This is a genomic window from Nocardia sp. NPDC059236, assembly GCF_042754085.1.
Classification (GTDB): domain Bacteria; phylum Actinomycetota; class Actinomycetes; order Mycobacteriales; family Mycobacteriaceae; genus Nocardia.
In genome coordinates this window covers 131,179-151,080 of record NZ_JBHZAF010000012.1, presented here as the reverse complement: position 1 = coordinate 151,080, position 19,902 = coordinate 131,179, and the positions used below count along the sequence as shown (strand labels likewise).

16 protein-coding genes are annotated in these 19,902 nt (G+C 70.2%); 4 read left to right on the top strand and 12 right to left on the bottom strand.

The features are described 5' to 3' along the window. Nucleotides 1-56: 56 nt before the first annotated feature. The 9 genes from proB to ACFXIV_RS29110 form a co-directional block, all read right to left on the bottom strand. Nucleotides 57-1,115, bottom strand: coding sequence for a glutamate 5-kinase (gene proB, locus ACFXIV_RS29150; RefSeq protein ID WP_379399027.1), 1,059 nt, complete (start codon nucleotides 1,113-1,115; stop codon nucleotides 57-59). A gap of 244 nt (nucleotides 1,116-1,359) precedes the next feature. Beyond that, nucleotides 1,360-2,814 (bottom strand): GTPase ObgE, encoded by a 1,455-nt coding sequence (gene obgE / locus ACFXIV_RS29145; RefSeq protein WP_379398898.1) that lies wholly within the window; start codon nucleotides 2,812-2,814, stop codon nucleotides 1,360-1,362. Nucleotides 2,815-3,080: 266 nt separating this feature from the next. After that, entirely contained in the window at nucleotides 3,081-3,347 is a 267-nt protein-coding gene (gene rpmA, locus ACFXIV_RS29140) for a 50S ribosomal protein L27 (protein ID WP_040806195.1), read from the bottom strand. A 40-nt stretch (nucleotides 3,348-3,387) separates the two neighbouring features. After that, nucleotides 3,388-3,699 carry a 50S ribosomal protein L21 gene (gene rplU, locus ACFXIV_RS29135; RefSeq protein ID WP_157354916.1) on the bottom strand — a complete coding sequence of 104 codons (312 nt, stop codon included), beginning with the start codon at nucleotides 3,697-3,699 and terminating at the stop codon, nucleotides 3,388-3,390. A 339-nt stretch (nucleotides 3,700-4,038) separates the two neighbouring features. Continuing rightward, a complete protein-coding gene (locus ACFXIV_RS29130) occupies nucleotides 4,039-7,242 on the bottom strand; it encodes a translation initiation factor IF-2 N-terminal domain-containing protein (RefSeq protein ID WP_379398899.1) in 3,204 nt (1,067 codons plus the stop codon). 552 nt (nucleotides 7,243-7,794) lie between these two features. Beyond that, the gene (gene ndk, locus ACFXIV_RS29125; RefSeq protein WP_354834836.1) at nucleotides 7,795-8,211 is read right to left on the bottom strand and encodes a nucleoside-diphosphate kinase; all 417 of its coding nucleotides are present in this window, start codon (nucleotides 8,209-8,211) and stop codon (nucleotides 7,795-7,797) included. An 84-nt stretch (nucleotides 8,212-8,295) separates the two neighbouring features. Continuing rightward, entirely contained in the window at nucleotides 8,296-8,703 is a 408-nt protein-coding gene (locus ACFXIV_RS29120) for a DUF4233 domain-containing protein (protein ID WP_379398900.1), read from the bottom strand. Further along, nucleotides 8,700-10,070, bottom strand: a complete 1,371-nt coding sequence (locus ACFXIV_RS29115; protein WP_379399028.1) for a bifunctional folylpolyglutamate synthase/dihydrofolate synthase — start codon at nucleotides 10,068-10,070, stop codon at nucleotides 8,700-8,702. Before ACFXIV_RS29115 ends, ACFXIV_RS29120 begins: the two co-directional genes overlap by 4 nt. 74 nt (nucleotides 10,071-10,144) lie before the next feature. Further along, the gene (locus tag ACFXIV_RS29110) at nucleotides 10,145-12,844 is read right to left on the bottom strand and encodes a valine--tRNA ligase (protein WP_379398901.1); all 2,700 of its coding nucleotides are present in this window, start codon (nucleotides 12,842-12,844) and stop codon (nucleotides 10,145-10,147) included. A gap of 324 nt (nucleotides 12,845-13,168) precedes the next feature. Here ACFXIV_RS29110 and ACFXIV_RS29105 point away from each other — a divergent pair, with 324 nt between their 5' ends. Together ACFXIV_RS29105 and ACFXIV_RS29100 are read left to right on the top strand one after the other, a co-directional pair. Beyond that, nucleotides 13,169-13,804, top strand: a complete 636-nt coding sequence (locus tag ACFXIV_RS29105; protein ID WP_379398902.1) for a class I SAM-dependent methyltransferase — start codon at nucleotides 13,169-13,171, stop codon at nucleotides 13,802-13,804. A 213-nt stretch (nucleotides 13,805-14,017) separates the two neighbouring features. Further along, nucleotides 14,018-14,386: a hypothetical protein gene (locus tag ACFXIV_RS29100; RefSeq protein WP_379398903.1), complete on the top strand. Its 369-nt coding sequence runs from the start codon at nucleotides 14,018-14,020 to the stop codon at nucleotides 14,384-14,386. Nucleotides 14,387-14,501: 115 nt separating this feature from the next. Here the strand turns inward: ACFXIV_RS29100 and ACFXIV_RS29095 are convergent, their stop codons facing one another. Both ACFXIV_RS29095 and ACFXIV_RS29090 read right to left on the bottom strand, forming a co-directional pair. Beyond that, nucleotides 14,502-15,428: a diacylglycerol/lipid kinase family protein gene (locus ACFXIV_RS29095; protein ID WP_379398904.1), complete on the bottom strand. Its 927-nt coding sequence runs from the start codon at nucleotides 15,426-15,428 to the stop codon at nucleotides 14,502-14,504. Beyond that, a complete protein-coding gene (locus ACFXIV_RS29090; protein ID WP_379399029.1) occupies nucleotides 15,425-17,002 on the bottom strand; it encodes an FAD-binding oxidoreductase in 1,578 nt (525 codons plus the stop codon). The genes ACFXIV_RS29095 and ACFXIV_RS29090 overlap by 4 nt, the downstream gene beginning before the upstream one ends. Nucleotides 17,003-17,130: 128 nt before the next feature. On the opposite strand from ACFXIV_RS29090, the gene ACFXIV_RS29085 reads away from it, so the two are divergent. Further along, a complete protein-coding gene (locus tag ACFXIV_RS29085; RefSeq protein WP_379382530.1) occupies nucleotides 17,131-17,733 on the top strand; it encodes a TetR/AcrR family transcriptional regulator in 603 nt (200 codons plus the stop codon). Between the two features lie 48 nt (nucleotides 17,734-17,781). Beyond that, nucleotides 17,782-19,320, top strand: a complete 1,539-nt coding sequence (locus ACFXIV_RS29080; protein ID WP_379398905.1) for a glycerol-3-phosphate dehydrogenase/oxidase — start codon at nucleotides 17,782-17,784, stop codon at nucleotides 19,318-19,320. Between the two features lie 45 nt (nucleotides 19,321-19,365). Here ACFXIV_RS29080 and ACFXIV_RS29075 read toward each other — a convergent pair whose 3' ends face one another. Beyond that, nucleotides 19,366-19,776 carry a hypothetical protein gene (locus ACFXIV_RS29075; RefSeq protein WP_379398906.1) on the bottom strand — a complete coding sequence of 137 codons (411 nt, stop codon included), beginning with the start codon at nucleotides 19,774-19,776 and terminating at the stop codon, nucleotides 19,366-19,368. Nucleotides 19,777-19,902 lie beyond the last annotated feature (126 nt).

Here is a 19,902-nt window from a genome sequence, read left to right as displayed (position 1 = left end):
CCGGCACTTCGCCTTCGTGTGCCGCGGGCGAAACCAGACCTTCACCAGGACCGTGGCTAGACCTTCACCAGATCGTCGGCATGCACGACCGGGCGCTGCATGCTGTCGGGGAGGGCGGTCGTGGAACGGCCCTTCATGGTCTCCAATTCGTCGCTGTCATAGGCGGCCACGCCGCGGGCGACGAGCCGGCCGTCGGGCGCGATCAGATCGACGACGTCACCGGCATAGAAGTGACCCGCCACCTCGGTGATGCCCGCCGCCAGCAGCGAGTGGCGGCGCTCCGACACGGCCGCGACCGCACCCGCGTCCAGATGCACCGCACCCCGGGCGTCGGCCGCGTGCCGGACCCAGAACTTGCGAGCCGAGAGCCGCACCGGACGCGCGGCGAAGGCGGTGCCCACGGTCGCGCCCGAAAGCGCCGCCGCCGCATCCGAAGCCGCGGCCAGCAGCACCGGCACGCCGGCGTCCGCGGCCAGGCGGGCCGCCGACAGCTTCGAGGCCATACCGCCGGTGCCCAGCGCGCCACCGGATCCGGCGATGACGCCGTCCAGATCGGCGCTGCTGCGCACCTCGGGAATGAAGTTCGCCGAACCCTTACGCGGATCGCCGTCGTAGAGGCCGTCGACATCCGACAGCAGGATCAGGGCATCCGCGCCGACCAGGTGGGCCACCAGCGCCGCCAGCCGGTCATTGTCGCCGAACCGGATCTCTTCCGTTGCGACAGTGTCGTTCTCGTTCACCACCGCGATGGCGTGCAGTGAGCGCAGGCGGTCCAGGGTGCGCTGGGCATTGCGATGCGGTTCACGGCGGCCGAAGTCGCCCGCGCTCAACAGCACCTGGCCGACGACGCGATCGTAGCGGGCGAAGGAGGTGCCCCAGGCGTGCGCCAGTGCCAGCTGCCCGACACTCGCGGCGGCCTGCTTGGTGGCGAGATCCCTTGGGCGCTTGGACAATCCGAGCGGAGCCATGCCCGCGCCGATGGCGCCCGAGGACACCACCACCAGATCCGATCCCGCGCGCATACGGGCCTCGACCGCATCGGCCAGCCGGTCCAGCCGGCCGGTATCGAGGCCGCCCTCCAGGGAGGTAAGCGCCGACGAGCCGATCTTCACCACTACACTGCGCGCCGACGCGATCGCCTGCCGCGCCGCACTGAGCTCTCCGGATCCAGCACTGCGCTCTCCAGATCCAGCACTGCGCTCCCCGAGTCCAGCGCCCTGTCCCGTCACCTGAGTGCCGCTCGAACCCACTTGCACCACACCTCAATTCGCCCGCGGCGCCGCAGCGCCGTCGCACCCGAATCCGTTGCCCGCCCGCACCGGCCGCCCGCTCCGTCGCGAACGGCCCTGCGGCACTGTATTACTCGTCGTCCTCGGTCACCAGGCCGCGGCGCACACGCGAGGCGTGCTTGCGCTCGGCGGCGCCGATGCGTTCGGTCTGATCCAGGCGCGGGTCCACGCCGCGGCGGGTCATCAGGGTCTCCACACCGGCGGAAATCGAAGGCTCCCAATCGAAGCAGTAATCCGCGATGGTGACCGACGCACCCGGCTCCGCGCCGAGCTTGACCAACTCGTCCTCGACACCGAGGCGGGCCAGCCGGTCGGCCAGGTAGCCCACGGCCTCGTCATTGTCGAACTGGGTCTGGTGCACCCACCGCTCGGGCCGCTCGCCGATGACGATGAAGCCGCCCTCGACCTCGGGATCCTGAATGACCCGGAAACCGCTGTCGCCCTTGGCGACCGGTCGGATGATCTGCCGCTTCGGCTCCGCCTTCGGATGCGCCGCCCGGTACTCGGCGACCATCTCCGCGAGCGCGAAGGTCAACGGCCGCAAGCCTTCCCGGCTCACCGCCGAGATCTTGTAGACCGGCCAGCCGCGCTTCTCGAACTCCGGCAGCACGAACTCGGCCAGCTCGTCGGCATCCGGGATATCGGCCTTGTTCAGGATGACCACGCGCGGGCGATCCGCCAGATCACCCAGACCGGCGTCGCCCACCAGCGCGGGCTGATACGCGGCCAGCTCGGCCTCCAGCGCGTCCACATCCGACACCGGGTCACGGCCCGGCTCCAGCGTCGCGCAGTCCACCACGTGGGCCAGCACCGCGCAGCGCTCCAGATGCCGCAGGAAATCCAGGCCCAGGCCGCGGCCCTCGCTCGCGCCCGGGATCAGGCCGGGCACATCGGCCACGGTGAAAGTGGTGTCACCCGACAGCACCACACCGAGGTTCGGCACCAGCGTGGTGAACGGGTAGTCCGCGATCTTCGGCTTGGCCGCCGACAGCACCGACACCAGCGACGACTTGCCGGCCGACGGGAAGCCCACCAGGCCCACATCCGCCACCGACTTCAGCTCGAGCACCAGCTCGCGCTCCTGGCCGTCCTCGCCGAGCAGCGCGAACCCGGGCGCCTTGCGCGACTTGGACACCAGCGCGGCATTGCCCAGCCCGCCGCGGCCGCCCCGGGCCGCCACGTACGTCGAACCCACCCCGATCAGGTCGGCCAGCACCTCACCGTCGGTGCTCATGACGACGGTGCCGTCCGGCACCTTCAGCAGCAGCCCCTCGCCCTGCTTGCCATTGCGGTTGCCGCCCTCACCGGGCTTGCCGTTGCCGCCCTTGGCATGCGGGTGGAAGTGGAAGTCGAGCAGCGTGTGCACATTGGGGTCGACCTCGAGGATCACGTCCCCGCCATTGCCCCCATTGCCGCCATCCGGGCCACCCAGGGGCATGAACTTCTCACGCCGCACCGAGGCACACCCGTGCCCACCCTTGCCCGCGCGCACGTGCAAAACGACACGGTCGATGAATTTGGACATATCGGTGATCATCCTCCTTCAGGACTAGTCGACTCTGTCTAATTTGCCCTCCGCTGCGCTCCGGGCTGGTTCGCGGCGCTGAAGGTCTCGTTCTTCGCTCCTCCGCTCCTCCGCTTCGCTCCCCCGCTCCGTCAGTCCAGAACGAGACGCGCCGCGAACCTGTGAGCATCGGCGGTGTGGTGCTGCTGTAAACAGCAAAGCGGGCCAGGGTTAATCCAAACCCTGACCCGCTTCGGAAGTGTATGGAGAGAACTCCGGTGCGCCGGTCAGGCGTTCACCGGCTCCGGAACCACGATGTTGACGGTCTTGCGGCCACGCTTGGTGCCGAACTGCACCGCGCCCGCCTCGAGGGCGAACAGCGTGTCGTCGCCGCCACGGCCGACGTTGACGCCGGGGTGGAAGTGCGTGCCGCGCTGACGAACCAGGATCTCGCCGGCCTTGACGGTCTGACCGCCGAAGCGCTTCACACCGAGCCGCTGGGCATTCGAATCGCGACCATTGCGCGAGCTGGATGCACCCTTCTTATGTGCCATTTCAGAACTCCTCGTGCCGGGGTGCGAACCCCAAGTCGGATTACTTGATGCCGGTGACCTTCAGGACCGTCAGCTTCTGACGGTGGCCCTGACGCTTGTGGTAGCCGGTCTTGTTCTTGAACTTGTGGATGCGGATCTTCGGGCCCTTGGTCTGTTCGACGACCTCGGCGGACACGGAAACCTTCGCCAGCTTGTCAGCATCGGTGGTCAGCTCGGCGCCGTCAACGACCAGCACCGGCGCCAGGGACACCGCAGTGCCCGGCTCACCCTCGATCTTCTCGACCTTCACCAGGTCACCGACCGCGACCTTGTACTGCTTTCCGCCGGTCTTGACGATTGCGTACGTTGCCATCGGTCGGCTGCCCTTCTTTCTTTACAAGTGCGCGAGTTGCTCGGCACTCTGCTCACACGGCCGGTCGTCCGGTTCGCACCGGAAACCGCCGCAGACTGGTCTGGTGGTTTTCACCGCCGCCTCGGGCCTTTGGTTCTACCGAACCGAACCTGGCCCACTCACAGCACTAGTCACAACAGAGTGCCGTCGCAGGGGGCAGCGACTGACCAAGACTACAGGACACCGCCGACCCCCTCCAAACCGGGCCGCCGCCCACCACCGATGGTGTTCGTCACCGCCCGAAAAGGCCGTGGCCCCGCCGGAATTCGGCGGGGCCACGGGTCGGCTGACGGGAGCCGGCTAGTTCTCACCCTCCGGCGCACCGGCGGGACGGCCCGCGGCCCGGCGACGCGGGCGGGACCGCGGCGGCACCGCGGCGGGAGCCAGGTCGTCCAGGTTGAAGCCCGGCTTGTCGGACTGATCCGCGCTGGAGAGCACGAACACCGCGCCCTGGCTGTCGGCGGCCGGGGCCGAGGCCGTGCGCGCCACCCGGCGACGGGTGGGACGACGACCGGGCTGCGCTTCCGCGGCGGCCACGGCGGCGACGGCCGCGTGGGCCTCTGCGATCGGCGATTCCGTTGCCACGGGCTCGGACTCGACCACGCTGGTGTCCACCGCGGGCGCGGTGCCGTTGGTGGCCGGCGCGGTCTCGACCGCCGCCTCCTCGGTGGCGGTCTCGATCTCGGACACCGCGCGTTCGGCCAGGGCGGCCTCGGCGGCGGCGTTCTCGGCCTCGCGGACGATGACGGACTCGGCGGCCGCGACATCGGCCACGCTCACCGATTCACCCTCGGCCAGCACCACATTCGCGGCATCGGCGGCCGCGAGGGCGTCCTCGTCCGCCGCGTGCACGGCCTCCTCGGCGGCGTGCGCGGCCATGGCCACGGCGACCGGGTGGGCGCGCTTGGCCGCGGCCTGCTCGGCCTTGACCTCGTGCTCCTCGGCCTTCTCCTCGACCACCGGCTCGACGGCCGGGGCCTCGGCGGCGGCCGCGCTGCGGTCCTTGCGGCGACGGCGCGAACCCTCGCGACGGCTCACACCCTCGCCGCTATCCCCGGCCGGAGCCGACGACTCGACGGGGTAGTTGTGCACCAGGATGCCGCGGCCGTGGCAGGTCTCGCAGGTGGTGGAGAACGCCTCGACCAGGCCGGTGCCCAGCTTCTTGCGGGTCATCTGGACCAGGCCCAGCGAGGTGACCTCGGACACCTGGTGGCGGGTGCGGTCCCGGCCCAGCGCCTCGGTGAGGCGGCGCAGCACCAGATCCCGGTTCGACTCCAGGACCATGTCGATGAAGTCGACGACGATCATGCCGCCGATATCGCGCAGCCGCATCTGGCGCACGATCTCCTCGGCCGCCTCCAGGTTGTTGCGGGTCACGGTCTCTTCGAGATTCGACCCGCCCGACCCGGTGAACTTGCCGGTGTTGACGTCGATGACGGTCATGGCCTCGGTGCGGTCGATCACCAGGGTGCCGCCGGAGGGCAGCCACACCTTGCGGTCGAGCGCCTTGGCCAACTGCTCGTCGATGCGCAGGGAACCGAACACGTCCACGCCGTTGTTCTCGTGGCGCTCGACCCGGGCCAGCATGTCCGGGGCGACCGTGCGGACGTAGTTCTCCACTGTGGTCCAGGCGCGCTCGCCCTCGATGACCAGCTTGGAGAAGTCCTCGTTGAACAGGTCGCGGACCACCTTGACCAGCAGGTCCGGCTCTTCGTACAGGGTCTTGGGCGCGCCCGAGCCGTTCTTGGACTGCTCCTCGATGGTGCGCCAGGTCGCCTGCAGCCGTTCCACGTCGCGGGCCAGCTCGGCCTCGGAGACACCCTCCGACGCGGTGCGGATGATGACGCCCGCGTCCTGCGGCACGATGTCGCGGAGGATCTCCTTGAGCCGCTTGCGCTCGGTGTCGGGCAGCTTGCGGGAGATACCGGTCGAGGTACCGCCCGGCACGTACACCAGGAAGCGACCGGCCAGGCTGATCTGCGTGGTCAGGCGGGCGCCCTTGTGGCCCACCGGATCCTTCGAGACCTGCACCAGCACGGTGTCACCGGGCCGCAGCGCCTGCTCGATCTTGCGCTCCTTGCCGCCCAGACCGGCGGCCTCCCAGTTCACCTCACCCGCGTACAGCACGCCGTTGCGGCCGCGGCCGATGTCGACGAACGCCGCCTCCATCGACGGCAGCACGTTCTGCACCTTGCCCAGGTACACATTGCCGACCATGGACGCCGACCCCGTGGAGGTCACGAAGTGCTCGACCAGGATGTTGTCCTCGAGCACGGCGACCTGGGTAGTGGAGGTGGGGTGCTCGGAGAAGTGCTTCTCGCGCACCACCATCACCCGGTCCACCGCTTCGCGGCGGGCCAGGAACTCCGACTCGGTCAGGATGGGCGGACGCCGGCGGCCGGCCTCGCGACCGTCCCGGCGGCGCTGGCGCTTGGCCTCCAGGCGGGTCGAACCGCTGATGCCCTGCACCTCGTCCACCTGCGCGGCGCGGCGCTTGCTGCGCGGCTCGCGCTCGTGCACGACGGTGTTCGGCGGATCGTCGTCGGCGGCCTCGGGCTCGTTGTCGTCTCCGCCCTTGCGGCGGCGACGGCGACGGCGGCGACGGCTGCTCGAGCCCTCGGGCACGGCCGCGCCCTCGTCCTCGTCCTCGGCGACGTCGGTGTCGGCGGATTCGGCCGACTCGTCGGCCTCGCCCTCGGGCTGCTCGTCGCCCTCGGCCTCATCGGTGTCGTTGTCGCCGTGCTGTTCGCCACGACCGCGGCCGCGACCCCGGCGACCCCGGCGGCGACGCCGCGAGGTGCCTTCACCGCGCTGGTCGCGGTCCTGGTCGCCGTCCCACTCGCCCTCGTCCTCGGTGTCCTCGGACGCGGCTTCCTCGGTGACGGCCTTGGCCTCGAGCTCCTGCTCCTCGGCGACCTGCTCCTCGGCCCGGGCCTTGCGACCGGCGCGCTCGGCGCGGCGCTGGCGGCGGGCGTCCTCGGCCGCCGCGGCATCCGGCGCCTGGAACAGCGGCGCGGCCACCACGGCGGACGGCTGGTACTGGACCGGCTCCTCGAGCAGCGGCTTGGCCTGGAACGGGCTCGCGAACAGGGTGGTCTGCTTGACCGCGGGCGCGGCGCCCGCGGTGTCCTCGACGGCCTCCACCTCCTCGGCGGCGATCTCGTCGGCCGCCCGGTCGTCGCCGGCGGCGATGGCCGCGTCGACGGTGGCCTCGGCGATCGGCTCGGGCCCGGCCGGGGCAGGTTCGACGAGCTCGACGTCACGCGGGCCGAAGGCGTCGCGGACGGTTTCGGCGACGGTGCGGTCCAGACTCGATTGCGGGCTTCGCGCCTGCGCGCCCATCTCGGTCAGGTGGGCCAGAATACGTTTGCTGGTAGTGCCCAGCAGCTTCGCCAGTGCGTGCACTCGGATCCGTTCCGGCAATTGTTCGGCAGCCGGGGTGATCTGAGCGCCCTCCCCTTGACCGTTGCTCTGCGATGCTTCCAGCGGCTCTTGATCGGCCACGAAATCTCCTCGGGGCCCCCGGGCGCGTTCCTCCGAGGAGCGACGCGGCCGACGCGGGGGCGCTGTCTTGTTGGCCTCACGCCCAGGGGCGCGAGATCGTAAGTCTTCGCGCCGCGTGCCCCGTTATCACCAATATCTCGTCGTTCGGGCTAACAGGTCACGTGGCGCCTGGTTTGGTTTGGCTCAACTCCGTGTCACGAGCGTTCATCCAGCGTGCCTGCCCGGCGGCCGAGTCTTGGAAGCCGTCGGCGGCAGCGATGATCGTCCGTCGCTCCGCGGTGTCAATTCGAAGGTGATCGGCACCTGCCGCAAACGGCCGGCGTCGGTCACTTCCAGAGCCAGTATCCCACACCACGCCGGGGCGTCGTGCCCGCGCGGCCCGGAGCGGGTCTCGCGAGCCTCACGCGGACCGCGCCGCATCCGACCGGTGTGCGGCGGAGGGCCGCCCGCCCGCGCCTGCCTTCCGGGGCGCAGGGGCGGACGGCTGCCTCTGCCTTCGGGGTCTCCCCCAGACCTATCGAGTGTGTGCGGGGAGCGGTGCCCCGCACGGGTTCAGAGCGCGAATTCCGGGAACCAGAGCGAGATCTCGCGCTTGGCGGACTCGGGCGAGTCGGAGCCGTGCACGAGGTTGTACTGGGTCTCGAGAGCGTAGTCGCCGCGGATGCTGCCGGGGACGGCCTTCTCGACCGGGTCGGTGCCACCCGCGATCTGACGGAACGCGGTGATGGCGCGCGGGCCCTCGAGCACGGCCGCGACCACCGGGCCGGAAGTGATGAATTCGATGAGCGATCCGAAGAACGGGCGCTCGGCATGCTCGGCGTAGTGCACGGCGGCCAGCTCGGGCGAGACGTTCACGAGCTTCAGCGCCGCGATCTTCAGACCCTTGCGCTCGATCCGGGTGATGATCTCCCCGACGAGGCCGCGGGCCACGCCGTCGGGCTTGATGAGTACCAACGTCTGCTCAGTCACGCCGCAACCTTAACCGGCGGCCACTCAGCAGGAAAAACGCAGACCGGGTGGAGGCCCCGGTCTGCGTGGATTGTCGGGAAGTATTCAGGCTCCGGACATGCGCTGGCTGGGCAGCTGGCCCGCGTTCATCCGTTTCTGCACATCGGAGCGCAGGAACAGGATGAAGGCCCAGACGGCGACGAAGACCACGCCGATCACCAGGATCGACAGGTGGATGAAGCCGCCGAGCAGCAGTGCCGCCTGCAGGGTCAGGTTGAACGGGATGGCCCAGGGCCGGCGCTGCAGGCCGGCGCCCAGGAACATGACCACGGCCAGGCCGACCACGTAGAGGACGGACCACCAGCGCAGGCCGCCGCCGACCGCGCCGATCACCGGCAGCGCCAGCAGCACGGTGATGGCCTCGAGGACCAGGGTGCCGGCCATGACGCCGCGCAGGCCCTTCCACGGGTCGGTGGCGGGCGGCGGGACGTCGGGCGTGGCGTCGGAGGTCATGCGGGATCCTTTCCGAACAGGCTGCGGGCGGCCCCGGCGGTGACGACCGAGCCGGTGATGACTATGCCCGCACCGGAGACCAGTTCGCCGTCCTCCCCACCCTCGGCTAGGGCGATGGCGGTCTCGATGGCGTCGGCCAGGTCGTGGGCGACGGCCACGCGTTCGTCGCCGAAGCGCTGGACCGCGAGGTTGGCCAGGTCGTCGACGGGCAGGGCGCGCGGGGAGCCGTTCTCGGTGACGACGATCTCGTCGAAGACCGGTTCCAGGGCGTCGAGGATGCCGCCGGCGTCCTTGTCGCCCAGCACCGCGATCACGCCGACCAGTTTGCGGAACTCGAATTCACTGGTCAGCGTGGCCGCCAGGGCCGCGGCACCGTGCGGGTTGTGGGCGGCGTCGATGAAGATGGTGGGCGCACTGCGCATGCGCTCCATCCGGCCGGGGCTGACGGCGGCCGCGAATCCGGCTCGTACGGAGTCGATGTCGAGCTGCCGGGACGCGCCCGCGCCGAAGAACGCCTCGACCGCGGCCAGCGCCAGCACCGCGTTGCGGGCCTGGTGCTCGCCGTGCATGGGCAGGAAGATCTCGTCGTAGACGCCGCCGAGCCCCTGCAGCTCCAGCATCTGGCCGCCGATGGCGACGCGACGCGACAGCACCTGGAACTCCGCGCCCTCGCGGGCGACCGCCGCGTCGACCTCGACCGCGCGGCGCAGCAGCACCTCCATGGCCTCGGGTTCCTGCTGGGCGATGACGGCGACGGTGTCGCGCGGGACGAGTTCGTCGGCGGGGGCCTGCTTGATGATCCCGGCCTTCTCCCCCGCGATGGAGGTGAGGTCGGGGCCGAGATAGTCGATGTGGTCCAACCCGATCGGGGTGATGACTGCGACCTGGCCGTCGATCACATTGGTGGCGTCCCAGCGACCGCCCATCCCGGTTTCCACCACGGCCACGTCCACGGGCGCTTCGGCGAAGGCCGCGTAGGCCATTCCGGTCAGCACCTCGAACTTCGACATGGCCGGGCCGCCTACGGCTTTCGACTGCGCGTCGATCATCTCCACGTACGGCAGCAGTTCGCGGTAGATCTCGACATAGCGCCCGGGCGTGATGGGCGCGTTGTCGATGGCGATGCGCTCGGTGGCCAGCTGCAGGTGCGGGCTGGTGATGCGCCCGGTGCGCCGGTGCAGCGCGGTGAGCAGCGAGTCGATCATGCGGGTGACCGACGTCTTGCCGTTGGTGCCGGCGACGTGGATGGCCGGATAGGACTGCTGGGGCGAGCCCAGCAGGTCCATCAGCGTCGCGATGCGGGTGAGCGACGGCTCGATCTTGGTTTCCGGCCAGCGCTGGTCGAGTTCGGCCTCGACCAGCGCCATCTCGGCCAGGTCCACCGGCGAGGTGCCGCTGCTCAGCGGGGCTCCCTCGGCGTACTGACGCTCCGGTTCGTCGTTCACTGGGCCGCCAGCTTGGCGATCTCGGCGAGGCGGGCGGTGATCCGCTCGACGTCGCCCTCGGCGATCTCCTTGCGCGCCTTGATCTTCGCGACCACGTCCTCGGGGGCCTTGGCCAGGAACGCCTCGTTGCCGAGCTTGCCGGTGGTGCCGGCCAGTTCCTTCTGGGCGGCGGCGAGGTCCTTCTCCAGACGGCGGCGCTCGGCGTCGAGGTCGACCGTGCCGGAGGTGTCGATCTCGACGGTCACCGTGGCGGTGCTCAGGCGCACCTCGAGCGAGGCGGTGGCGGCGAAGCCGTCACCGGCCGGGGTGAGCTTGGCCAGGTTGGCGATACCGGCCTCCTGGGCGAGCAGGTCGGCGGTGTCGATGCCGTTGAGCTTGGCGGCCACCTTCTGGCTGTCGGCCAGGCCCTGGTCGGAGCGGAAGCGGCGGATCTCGGTGATCAGCTTCTGGGTGTCCGAAACCCGGCGGGCCGCAACCGCGTCGGCGGTGGCGCCGGAGACGGCCGGCCAGGCGGAGATGACGATGGACTCGCCCTCGGCGCCGTCGGTGAGGGCCTGCCACAGCGTCTCGGTGACGAACGGGACGGCGGGATGCAGCAGGCGCAGCACGGCGTCCAGGACGGTGCCGAGCACCAGGCGGGTGCTCGCCGCGCGCTCCTCGGACTCGGCGAACTGCACCTTCGCCAATTCCAGGTACCAGCTGCAGAATTCGTCCCACGCGAAGTGGTACAGACCTTCGAGGGCCTTGCTGAACTCGTAACGGTCCAGGGCCGCATCGACTTCGGTGACGACCTCGTCGAGGCGGTCCAGGATCCAGCGGTCGGTGTCGGTGAGGCTCTCGCGCGCGGGCAGTTCGCCCGGCTGCGCGCCGTTCATGAGCGCGAACTTGGTGGCGTTGAACAGCTTGGTGATGAAGCTGCGCGAGGCCGTCACGTGCGGGGTGCCGACCGAGAGGTCGCCACCGGGCTGCGCGCCGCGGGCGAGGGTGAATCGGGTTGCGTCGGCGCCGTATTCGTTGATCCAGTCCAGCGGGTCGATGCCGTTGCCGCGCGACTTGGACATCTTCTTGCCGAACTCGTCGCGAATCAGGCCGTGCAGGAACACGTCCTGGAACGGGACCTGCTTCTGGTTCGGGTCCTTGCCGACGGTGAGCACCGAGTCGTCGGAGACGAACATGCCGAACATCATCATCCGGGCGACCCAGAAGAAGAGGATGTCGTAGCCGGTGACCAGCACGCTGGTCGGATAGAACTTGCTCAGCTCGGTCGTCGCGTCCGGCCAGCCCATGGTGGAGAAGGGCCACAGGCCCGAGGAGAACCAGGTGTCGAGCACGTCCGGGTCCTGGACGTAGCCCTCGGGGGCCTGCTCGTCGGGTCCGACGCAGACGATCTCGCCCTCGGGGCCGTACCAGATCGGGATGCGGTGACCCCACCACAGCTGGCGCGAGATGTTCCAGTCGTGCATGTTGTCGACCCACTCGAACCAGCGCGGTTCCTGGCTGGCGGGGTGGATCTTGACGTCGCCGTTGCGGACCGCGTCACCGGCGGCCTTGGCGATGCCCTCGACCTTCACCCACCACTGCATGGACAGGCGGGGTTCGATGGGTTCGCCGGAGCGCTCGGAGTGGCCGACCTGGTGGATGTAGGGATACTTGCGCCCGACCACGCGGCCCTCGGCCTCGAGCCGCTCGCGGATCTTGAGCCGGGCCTCGAAGCGGTCCATGCCGTCGAATTCGGTTCCGCTGTCGGCGATCTTGCCGGTCTTGTCCATGATGGTGGGCATGGGCAGGTTGTGGCGCAGGCCGAGCTCGAAGTCGTTGGGGTCGTGCGCCGGGGTGATCTTGACCGCGCCGGAACCGAATTCGGGGTCCACGTAGTCGTCGGCGACGATGGGGATCTGGCGGCCGGTGATCGGGTGGTAGACCGTGGTGCCGATGAGGGCCTGGTACCGCTCGTCGTCCGGATGCACCGCGACGGCCGTGTCACCCAGCATCGTCTCCACCCGGGTGGTGGCCACGATCACGTGCGGCTCATCGTCGTTCAGCGAGCCGTAGCGCAGGGAGACGAGTTCGCCCTCGACCTCCTTGTGGTCCACCTCGAGGTCGGAGATGCCGGTCTGCAGCACCGGCGACCAGTTCACCAGGCGCTCGGCGCGGTAGATGAGGCCCGCGTCGTAGAGGCGCTTGAAGATGGTCTGCACGGCGCGGGAGAGCCCGTCGTCCATGGTGAAGCGGTCGCGGCTCCAGTCCACGCCGTCGCCGAGGCGACGCATCTGGCCCTGGATCTGGCCGCCGGATTCGCGCTTCCAGTCCCAGACCTTGTCGACGAACAGTTCGCGGCCGAAATCTTCCTTGGTCTTGCCGTCGACGGCGAGCTGCTTCTCAACCACGGTCTGCGTGGCGATGCCCGCGTGGTCCATGCCGGGCAGCCACAGCACCTCGAAGCCCTGCATGCGCTTGCGGCGGGTGAGCAGGTCCATGAGGGTGTGGTCGAGAGCGTGGCCCATGTGCAGGGTGCCGGTGACGTTCGGCGGGGGCAGCACGATCGAGTAGGCGGGCTTGGCGCTGCCCGGGTCGGCGGTGAAGTAACCGGCGGCTACCCAGCGCTCGTACAGGTCGGCCTCGACATCGCTGGGGTTCCAGCTCTTGGGGAGGGCATCGGCACGATTACGCGGGTTCTCAGAGGCTGCGCTGGTCACCGGTCGATTCTAAGGGCTGGGATTATCGCCGAACGACCGGGTTTTTCCTAGGCCTGATTTACCGCCGCAGGGAGCCCGGATGGATAGCCGAAGGGCGAGGCTTCCGACGGATGAGGGACACCGGAAGCCTCGCCCTCGGTGGTCAGCCTACCGCCGTTTCGGGCCTCCTTCCCGGATCCAAAGGCAATTCTCAGGTTCTGGCCCAAATGGGCCAGGGTAGACCAGATTTCGTTGCATCGACGTTGCGTCCGCCGCATTGTTTTCGCGTCGTGACAAGCGCATTGCGAGGTCCCGGCGGAGCGACCGGCGGGTAACCTGTCGAGCATGAATCCGATTGTCTCGCGGGTGATGTCGACGGTCGCCGGGCAGCTGGGAAATCCGCACGGAGTGCTGGGCAAGGGCTTGGCGCGCCTTCTCAATCGCGGTAACCGGCCGATGATCGAGGCCGCGGTGGCGGCGACCGAGGTGGCCGCCGGTGACGCGGCCGCCGATATCGGATTCGGCGGGGGCATCGGGCTGACCCTGCTACTGGGCCGGATCGGGTCCGGCACGGTGACCGGTGTCGAGCTCTCTCCCGACATGCTGGCGCGGGCCCGATCGGAGTTCGCGGCCGACGTCTCGTCCGACCGTCTGCGCCTGGCCGAGGGCTCCCTCACCGAGCTCCCGTTCCCGGACGCCGCCCTGGATGCCGTGATCACCTGCAACACCATCTATTTCGTGCCGGATCTGGATCGCGCCTGCACCGAGCTGGCACGTGTCCTCGCCCCCGAGGGCCGCTTGGTGATCGGCATCGGCGACCCGGACGCCATGGCGAAAATGCCTTTCGCCCCATACGGATTCACCCTCCGCCCGGTCGCCGAGGTGCAGGATGCGCTGGAGCGGGCCGGGCTGACCGTTGATCACCAGTTGCTGCCGCGGAAGCCGATTTCTGGACACCTGCTCATCGCACGCCCGTCCTAGTCGGCGCTCCGACCGCCTGTCGCATTTGCCCGGTCAGCGCATGTGAGCTGAATCACTTTTGCAAGCTGGAGTGGCATAAATCACTCGAGCCTTGCCATGGTTACCTGCGGTGATGTGTTCTGGCTACCCGGCTGAATCCAGCCGTCACAGTTCACCGCAGTAATCGATACAGCTCCGCAGGACATCTCTCCCGCCGCTGGAAAGCGAGTCATCATGCGTGTTCGAACCTTTGCTCTTGCCGCGGCCGCCTGCGCGGGGCTCGGTCTGGCCGGATCGGCCGGGGCCGGAACCGCTTCCGCCGCAACCCCGTTCGTGATTCCGCAGAGCAGCGCGGCGGGGGTGGAGCTCGATCACGGTGAGACGCAGGCCCTGGCCGAGAGCCCGATTCCGGCGCTGATCGACCGGTATGCGCCGCATAATGCCGTGATCTTGGGGCTGCAACCCGATTCGACTCTCATAGAGAACGGCCATGCCGTGTTCGCGGATATGCCCGCGGTCGTCGGTGAGGCCGCGGCGCATCCCGACGGCTCGGTGGATGTGGTGCTGAGCCCGAAAGGTTTGGGCGTCTTTCAGGTCTGGTGACAATTCCAGCCCGCCTTCCTCCGACCCCATATGACAAATGCGCCCCATGCCGAAAGACATGGGGCGCACTGCTTTTGCCGGATCGACCGGACGGGGTCGGGCGGTACGGCAGGGGTCAGGGGACCAGCACGTCCAGGGCGCCCCGGGCGGCGCGGAAGTGCGCGGGGAGCAGTCCGGCCGGGTCGCCGTCGGCGGTGGCGGGCGCACCGGGAGCGGTCAGGCGGATCTCCCGGGCCTGGTACCGGGCCGCGGCGGGATGGTCGATGGGCTTGCCGGAGGACAGGGTCGGGAGCAGGCGCAGCATCTCCAGCCGGGACATGGCCCCGACCACGGTCAGGTCCAGCAGGCCGTCGTCGATGAGCGCGTCGGGGCAGATGAGCATGCCGCCGCCGTAGGTGCGGGTATTGCCGACGGCGACCATGACCGCGTCCAGTTCCAGGACGGTGCCGTCCGGATGGTCGGGTGAGCCGGTCAGTTCGATGCGATAGGGCACGGCCAGCTTGCCCGCGAGTTCGAGCAGGGCGGCGACGGTGTAGCGCAGCGGGCCGTTGGGCCAGCGGAGAGCGTTGGCGCGCAGAGTGACTCGCGCGTCGAGGCCGGTGCCGGTGACGGTGGCGAACCAGAGGGCGCGGCCCGACTCCTCGGTTTCCACGGTGCCGAGATCGATGGCGCGGGTCCGCCCGCCCACGACCGTGGCCACCGCGGCGTCGGTGTCGTCGGGGACGCCGAGTTCGCGGGCGAGGTCGTTGCCGGTGCCGCCGGGGATCAGGCCGAGGGGGACGCCGGTGCCGACCAGGGCCTGCAGCACCACGCCGACCAGTCCGTCGCCGCCCGCCGCCACCACGGCGTCGGGGCGGGCGTCCGGGTCGGCCAGCGCCTTGCGCACCAGCCGTTCGCTCTCGGCGGCCGACTCGCCGCGGATCTCGGTGACCTGGACGCCGCGGGCGGCGAAGCGGTTGGCCGCCTCCACGGCGACCAGCGCGCCCTTGCCGTGACCGGACAGCGGATTGGTCACCAGGGCGATGGAGCGGATCGTTGTCACGGAATCAGCTTCCCAGGGTTGAGGATTCCGGCGGGGTCGACGGCGTTCTTCACCGCGCGCAGCACCTGCACACCCAGATCGCCGATCTCGTCGGTCATCCACGGCCGATGGTCGGCGCCCACCGCGTGGTGGTGGGTGATGGTGCCGCCCGCGGCCACGATGGCGTCGCCCGCGGCACGCTTGGCGACGGCCCACTGCGCGATCGGGTCCGCGGCCTGCTTGCCGACGACGGTGAAGTACAGCGACGCGCCGGTCGGGTAGGTGTGCGAGATGTGGCACATGACCAGCGCGGGGGTGCCCTGGGCGGTGAGCGAATCGGTCAGCGCCGAGGTCACCTTCGCCTTGAGGTTGGCGAGATCGGCCCAGCTGGTGGCGGTTTCGAGGGTCTCGCAGAGCACGCCCACGTCCAGCAGCGCATCGCGCAGGTAGGGCGCGGCGAAGCGGCCGTGTTCCCATTCCCGTGCGGCTGTTTCGCCGAGCGCGGTGCCGCCGGCGGCGGCCAGCAGGGCGGCGGCCTCGGCACTGCGGGCGGCCACGTGCGCGGCCGTGCCCTCGAAGGTGGTGACCGCGAGGCAGCCGCCGACGGGCGCGCCGCCGATGTCCCCGGCGCGGGCCAGGTTCAGGCCGGTCTCGGCCTCGTCGGACAGGCGCATGACGGTGGGGGCGGCGCCGGCCTGGATGACGGTGCGCAGCGCATTGGCGCCGGTGGCGAAGTCGGGGAACGACCAGGCCTGGTAGCCGGTGGTCTCCGGGACCGGGTGCACGCACAGGGTGACGCCGGTGATGATGCCGAGGGTGCCCTCCGAACCGGAGAACAGTTCGCGCAGGTCGGGCCCGGCGGCCGAGGCGGGCGCGCGGCCGAGGTCGAGATCGCCTGCGGGCGTGGCGATCCGGAGCCGCTGGATCATGTCGTCGAAGCGGCCGTAGCCGGCCGAGGCCTGGCCCGAGGAGCGGGTGGCCGCGAAGCCGCCGATGGTGGCGTATTCGAAGCTCTGCGGGAAGTGGCCGAGCGAAAGGCCCTGGCGGGCAAGCAGTTCCTCGGCCTGCGGGCCGGACAGGCCCGCCCCCAGGGTGGCGGTGCCGCTGACCGGATCGACGTCGGTGAGGCTGTCGAGGCGGCGCAGATCGAGGGCGACGACGGCCGGGAAGCGGCCGCGCGCGGGATCCAGGCCGCCGACCACGCTGGTGCCGCCACCGAAGGGCACGACCGCGATGCCCGTGGCGGAGCAGTACTTCAGCAGCGCGAGGACCTGGTCGTGATCGGCGGGGAAGACGACGGCGTCGGGCGCGTCCTGTTCGCCGGCGGCGCGGCGGCGCAGCAGGTCGGGAGTGGATTTGCCGCCGGCGTGCAGCAGGCGGTCGCGATGGTCGATCGACAGGTGCTCGGCTCCGACCACCGCGACGAGCCCGGCGTGCTGTTCCGGCGTGAGCGCCGAGGCGCGCAGCGGCACGTCGCCCTCATCGCGACGGGTCACCGGCTCACCGGACACCCCGAAAACCTGTGCGAGCAGTCCCCGAATCTGCTCGGACAGTGGTTTGTGTCCGGACGGGGAGCCCCAGGCGTCCCACACCATACTCGCGCGAACCTGCGGCTCGCCCGGGTTTTCCGTGGACGCGGCAGCTGCTTGTGTGTCGACCATGCGTTACAGTCTGACATAGAATGTCAAGCAGTAACGACAACTACTCTCCGGTGGTGGCAACCATGAGTTCGACCGAACCATCCTCCGCCGTCGATCGGGCCATCCTCGACGCGGCACGCGCCTGCGTGGCCGAATTCGGCGTCCGGCGCACCACCCTGACCGAGGTGGCCCGCCGCGCCGGCGTCAGCCGGCCGACGGTGTACCGCCGCTGGCCCGATACCGGGTCCCTGGTGGCGGACCTGCTGGTGCGGGAACTGCGCGAGATCATCACCGACACCGCGCCCAGCACGGGCAGCGCGCGCGAGCGGCTGGTCGGGGCCATTGTCGGCGGCGGCGCGGTGATGCGCCGGAATCCCCTGTTCGCCAAGATCTTCCGCGCCGACACCGACATCATGCTGACCTACGTGTTCGAGCGGCTGGGCCGCAATCAGCGCGCCCTCATCGACCTGTTCGCCGACGCCATCCGAGAAGGCCAGGCCGACAACTCGATTCGCGCCGGGGATCCCGGGCAGCTGGCCGCCATGCTGCTGCTGATGGCCCAGTCCGCGGTCCAGTCGGCGACCGCCTTCGCGCCGGTTCTGGACGGCGACCACCTCGACACCGAACTCGCCTACGCCCTGCACGGCTACCTGACCCCCACCGGCACCTCGCCGGGGACCGAGTAGCTCCACATTCACGACAACCGACAGCGGCACTGATCGAAAGGCCTTCCCATGACTTCGAATACGGCTCGGCCCGGCTCGTCGCTCAACGCGGCACGGCGGCGGCGGGAGCTGTCGGCACTCGGTGACGACGCGACCATCGACGTGCTGGTGATCGGTGGCGGCATCACCGGTGTGGGTGTCGCGCTCGATGCCGCTGCGCGCGGGTTGCGGACGGTACTGGTGGAGAAGCACGACTTCGCGTTCGGCACCAGCCGCTGGAGTTCCAAGCTGGTGCACGGCGGGCTGCGGTATCTGGCCAGCGGCGGGGTCGGGATCGCGCACGAGAGCGCGGTCGAGCGCGACATCCTGCTCACCCGCACCGCGCCGCATCTGACCCGGGCGCTACCGCAGGTGGTGCCCTTGCTTCCGAGTATCGGTGCGGCGCAGAAGATGCTGGTGCGCACCGGCTTCCTGGCCGGCGACGTGCTGCGCCGGGCGGCGGGGACCCCGGCTTCGGTGCTGCCGCGGTCGCGGCGGGTGGCGGCCGCCGAGGCGCTGCGGCTGGCCCCGACCGTTCGCCGGGCCGGGCTGCGCGGTGGACTGCTGGCCTGGGACGGGCAGCTGGTGGACGACGCGCGGCTGGTGGTGGCCATCGCCCGCACGGCCGCCCGGGAGGGTGCGACGGTACTGACCCGGGTCGAGGCCATGAATGTCACCGGCGGGAAGGCCACGCTGACCGACACACTCACCGGCGAAACCCTGGACGTGACAGCGCGTTCCGTCGTGAACGCCACCGGGGTGTGGGCCGATCAGGTGGATCCGAGCATCGAACTGCGGCCCTCGCGCGGCACGCACCTGGTGTTCGACGCCGCCGCGTTCGGCGGCCTCACCGCCTCGCTGACCGTGCCGATTCCGGGCAGCACCAGTCGTTTCATCTTCGCGTTCCCGGCCGCGCACAACCGGGTCTATCTGGGTCTCACCGACGAGGAGGCCCCCGGCCCGGTGCCGGACGTCCCGCACGCCACCGACGGCGAGATCGACTTCCTGCTCGACACCGTGAACACGGTGCTGCGGGAGCCGTTGCGCCGCAGCGATATTCGCGGCAGCTTCGCTGGCCTGCGGCCGCTGCTGCGCACCGGCGACGACAGCACCGCCGACATCTCGCGTGAGCACGCCGTGCTCACCTCCCCCACCGGCGTCATCACCGTGGTGGGCGGCAAGCTCACCACCTACCGGAAGATGGCCGAGGACGCGGTGGATGCCGCGGTGGCGCATGCGCACCTGGCCGCCGCACCGTGCCGCACCCGCAGCCTGCCCCTGGTGGGCGCGGTGTCCGGCGCGGCCCGCGATGCCATCCAGGCCCCGCCGCGCCTGGTCGAGCGCTACGGCAGCGAGGCCGCCGAGGTGCTCGCGCTAGCGGAACAGGATTCGGCCCTGGCGGCCGAGGTGGCGCCCGGCATGGACGTCACAGCAGCCGAATTCGCCTTCGCGGTCGCGGCCGAGGGCGCGCTGGACGTCTCCGACCTGCTCGACCGGCGCACCCGGATCGGCCTGGTCGCCGAGGATCGCAAGGCCGCGGAACCGGCCGCACAGGCCGCCTTCGAGTAGGGCCGGGCAGCCCACCGCCGAGAGAATTGTTCCGTTCGGTGGTGCCTAGTTGGCGACGCCGCAGCCGGAGCCGGTCGGCAGGCCGTTGCCGACCTGGATGTCGACGTACGGGAAGACGTCCTGCCCGTCGGGGCGGTGCTGCCAGACCTGCAGGCGGTGCGGTCCGGCGGTGACGGGCGTCCACCGGGTCTGGGCCAGCGCGCCGGAGGGAGTGGCGTAGGCGAAGGGAATCCCGTTGTCGTAGAAGACGACCGGGGTGACCGGGTCGTCGACGATGCCGTCGATGTCGTAGCTGCAGCCGGTGCCGTAGTTGGTGGCCGAGCCGAAGCTGATGCCCGGGTCGATGCCGACCCGGGTCGCGGTCGCGCCGGCGGGCGCGGCCAGTCCGGCGACGGTCGCGAGCGTGGCGCAGCCGATCGCGGCGGCGGTGGTGGTCCTGATGATCGTGCCCCTCATGGTTCGGTCCTCATCGGTGACGCCGGAGCCGGATGCACCGGCACGATGCCTCGATCCTCGCGCCCGGATCCCGGCCAGGGGCGGCATTCCCGCAAACCGGTCGACGCGTGTCGCCGGTCGCCCCGT

Excerpts from the sequence above, each read along its gene's own strand:
- obgE (WP_379398898.1), bottom strand. The coding sequence starts at position 2,814 with ATGTCCAAATTCATCGACCGTGTCGTTTTGCACGTGCGCGCGGGCAAG.
- rpmA (WP_040806195.1), bottom strand. The coding sequence starts at position 3,347 with ATGGCACATAAGAAGGGTGCATCCAGCTCGCGCAATGGTCGCGATTCG.
- rplU (WP_157354916.1), bottom strand. The coding sequence starts at position 3,699 with ATGGCAACGTACGCAATCGTCAAGACCGGCGGAAAGCAGTACAAGGTC.
- ACFXIV_RS29120 (WP_379398900.1), bottom strand. The coding sequence starts at position 8,703 with ATGACCTCCGACGCCACGCCCGACGTCCCGCCGCCCGCCACCGACCCG.
- ACFXIV_RS29115 (WP_379399028.1), bottom strand. The coding sequence starts at position 10,070 with ATGGCGCTGGTCGAGGCCGAACTCGACCAGCGCTGGCCGGAAACCAAG.
- ACFXIV_RS29105 (WP_379398902.1), top strand. The coding sequence starts at position 13,169 with ATGAATCCGATTGTCTCGCGGGTGATGTCGACGGTCGCCGGGCAGCTG.
- ACFXIV_RS29100 (WP_379398903.1), top strand. The coding sequence starts at position 14,018 with ATGCGTGTTCGAACCTTTGCTCTTGCCGCGGCCGCCTGCGCGGGGCTC.
- ACFXIV_RS29090 (WP_379399029.1), bottom strand. The coding sequence starts at position 17,002 with ATGGTGTGGGACGCCTGGGGCTCCCCGTCCGGACACAAACCACTGTCC.
- ACFXIV_RS29085 (WP_379382530.1), top strand. The coding sequence starts at position 17,131 with ATGAGTTCGACCGAACCATCCTCCGCCGTCGATCGGGCCATCCTCGAC.
- ACFXIV_RS29080 (WP_379398905.1), top strand. The coding sequence starts at position 17,782 with ATGACTTCGAATACGGCTCGGCCCGGCTCGTCGCTCAACGCGGCACGG.
- ACFXIV_RS29075 (WP_379398906.1), bottom strand. The coding sequence starts at position 19,776 with ATGAGGGGCACGATCATCAGGACCACCACCGCCGCCGCGATCGGCTGC.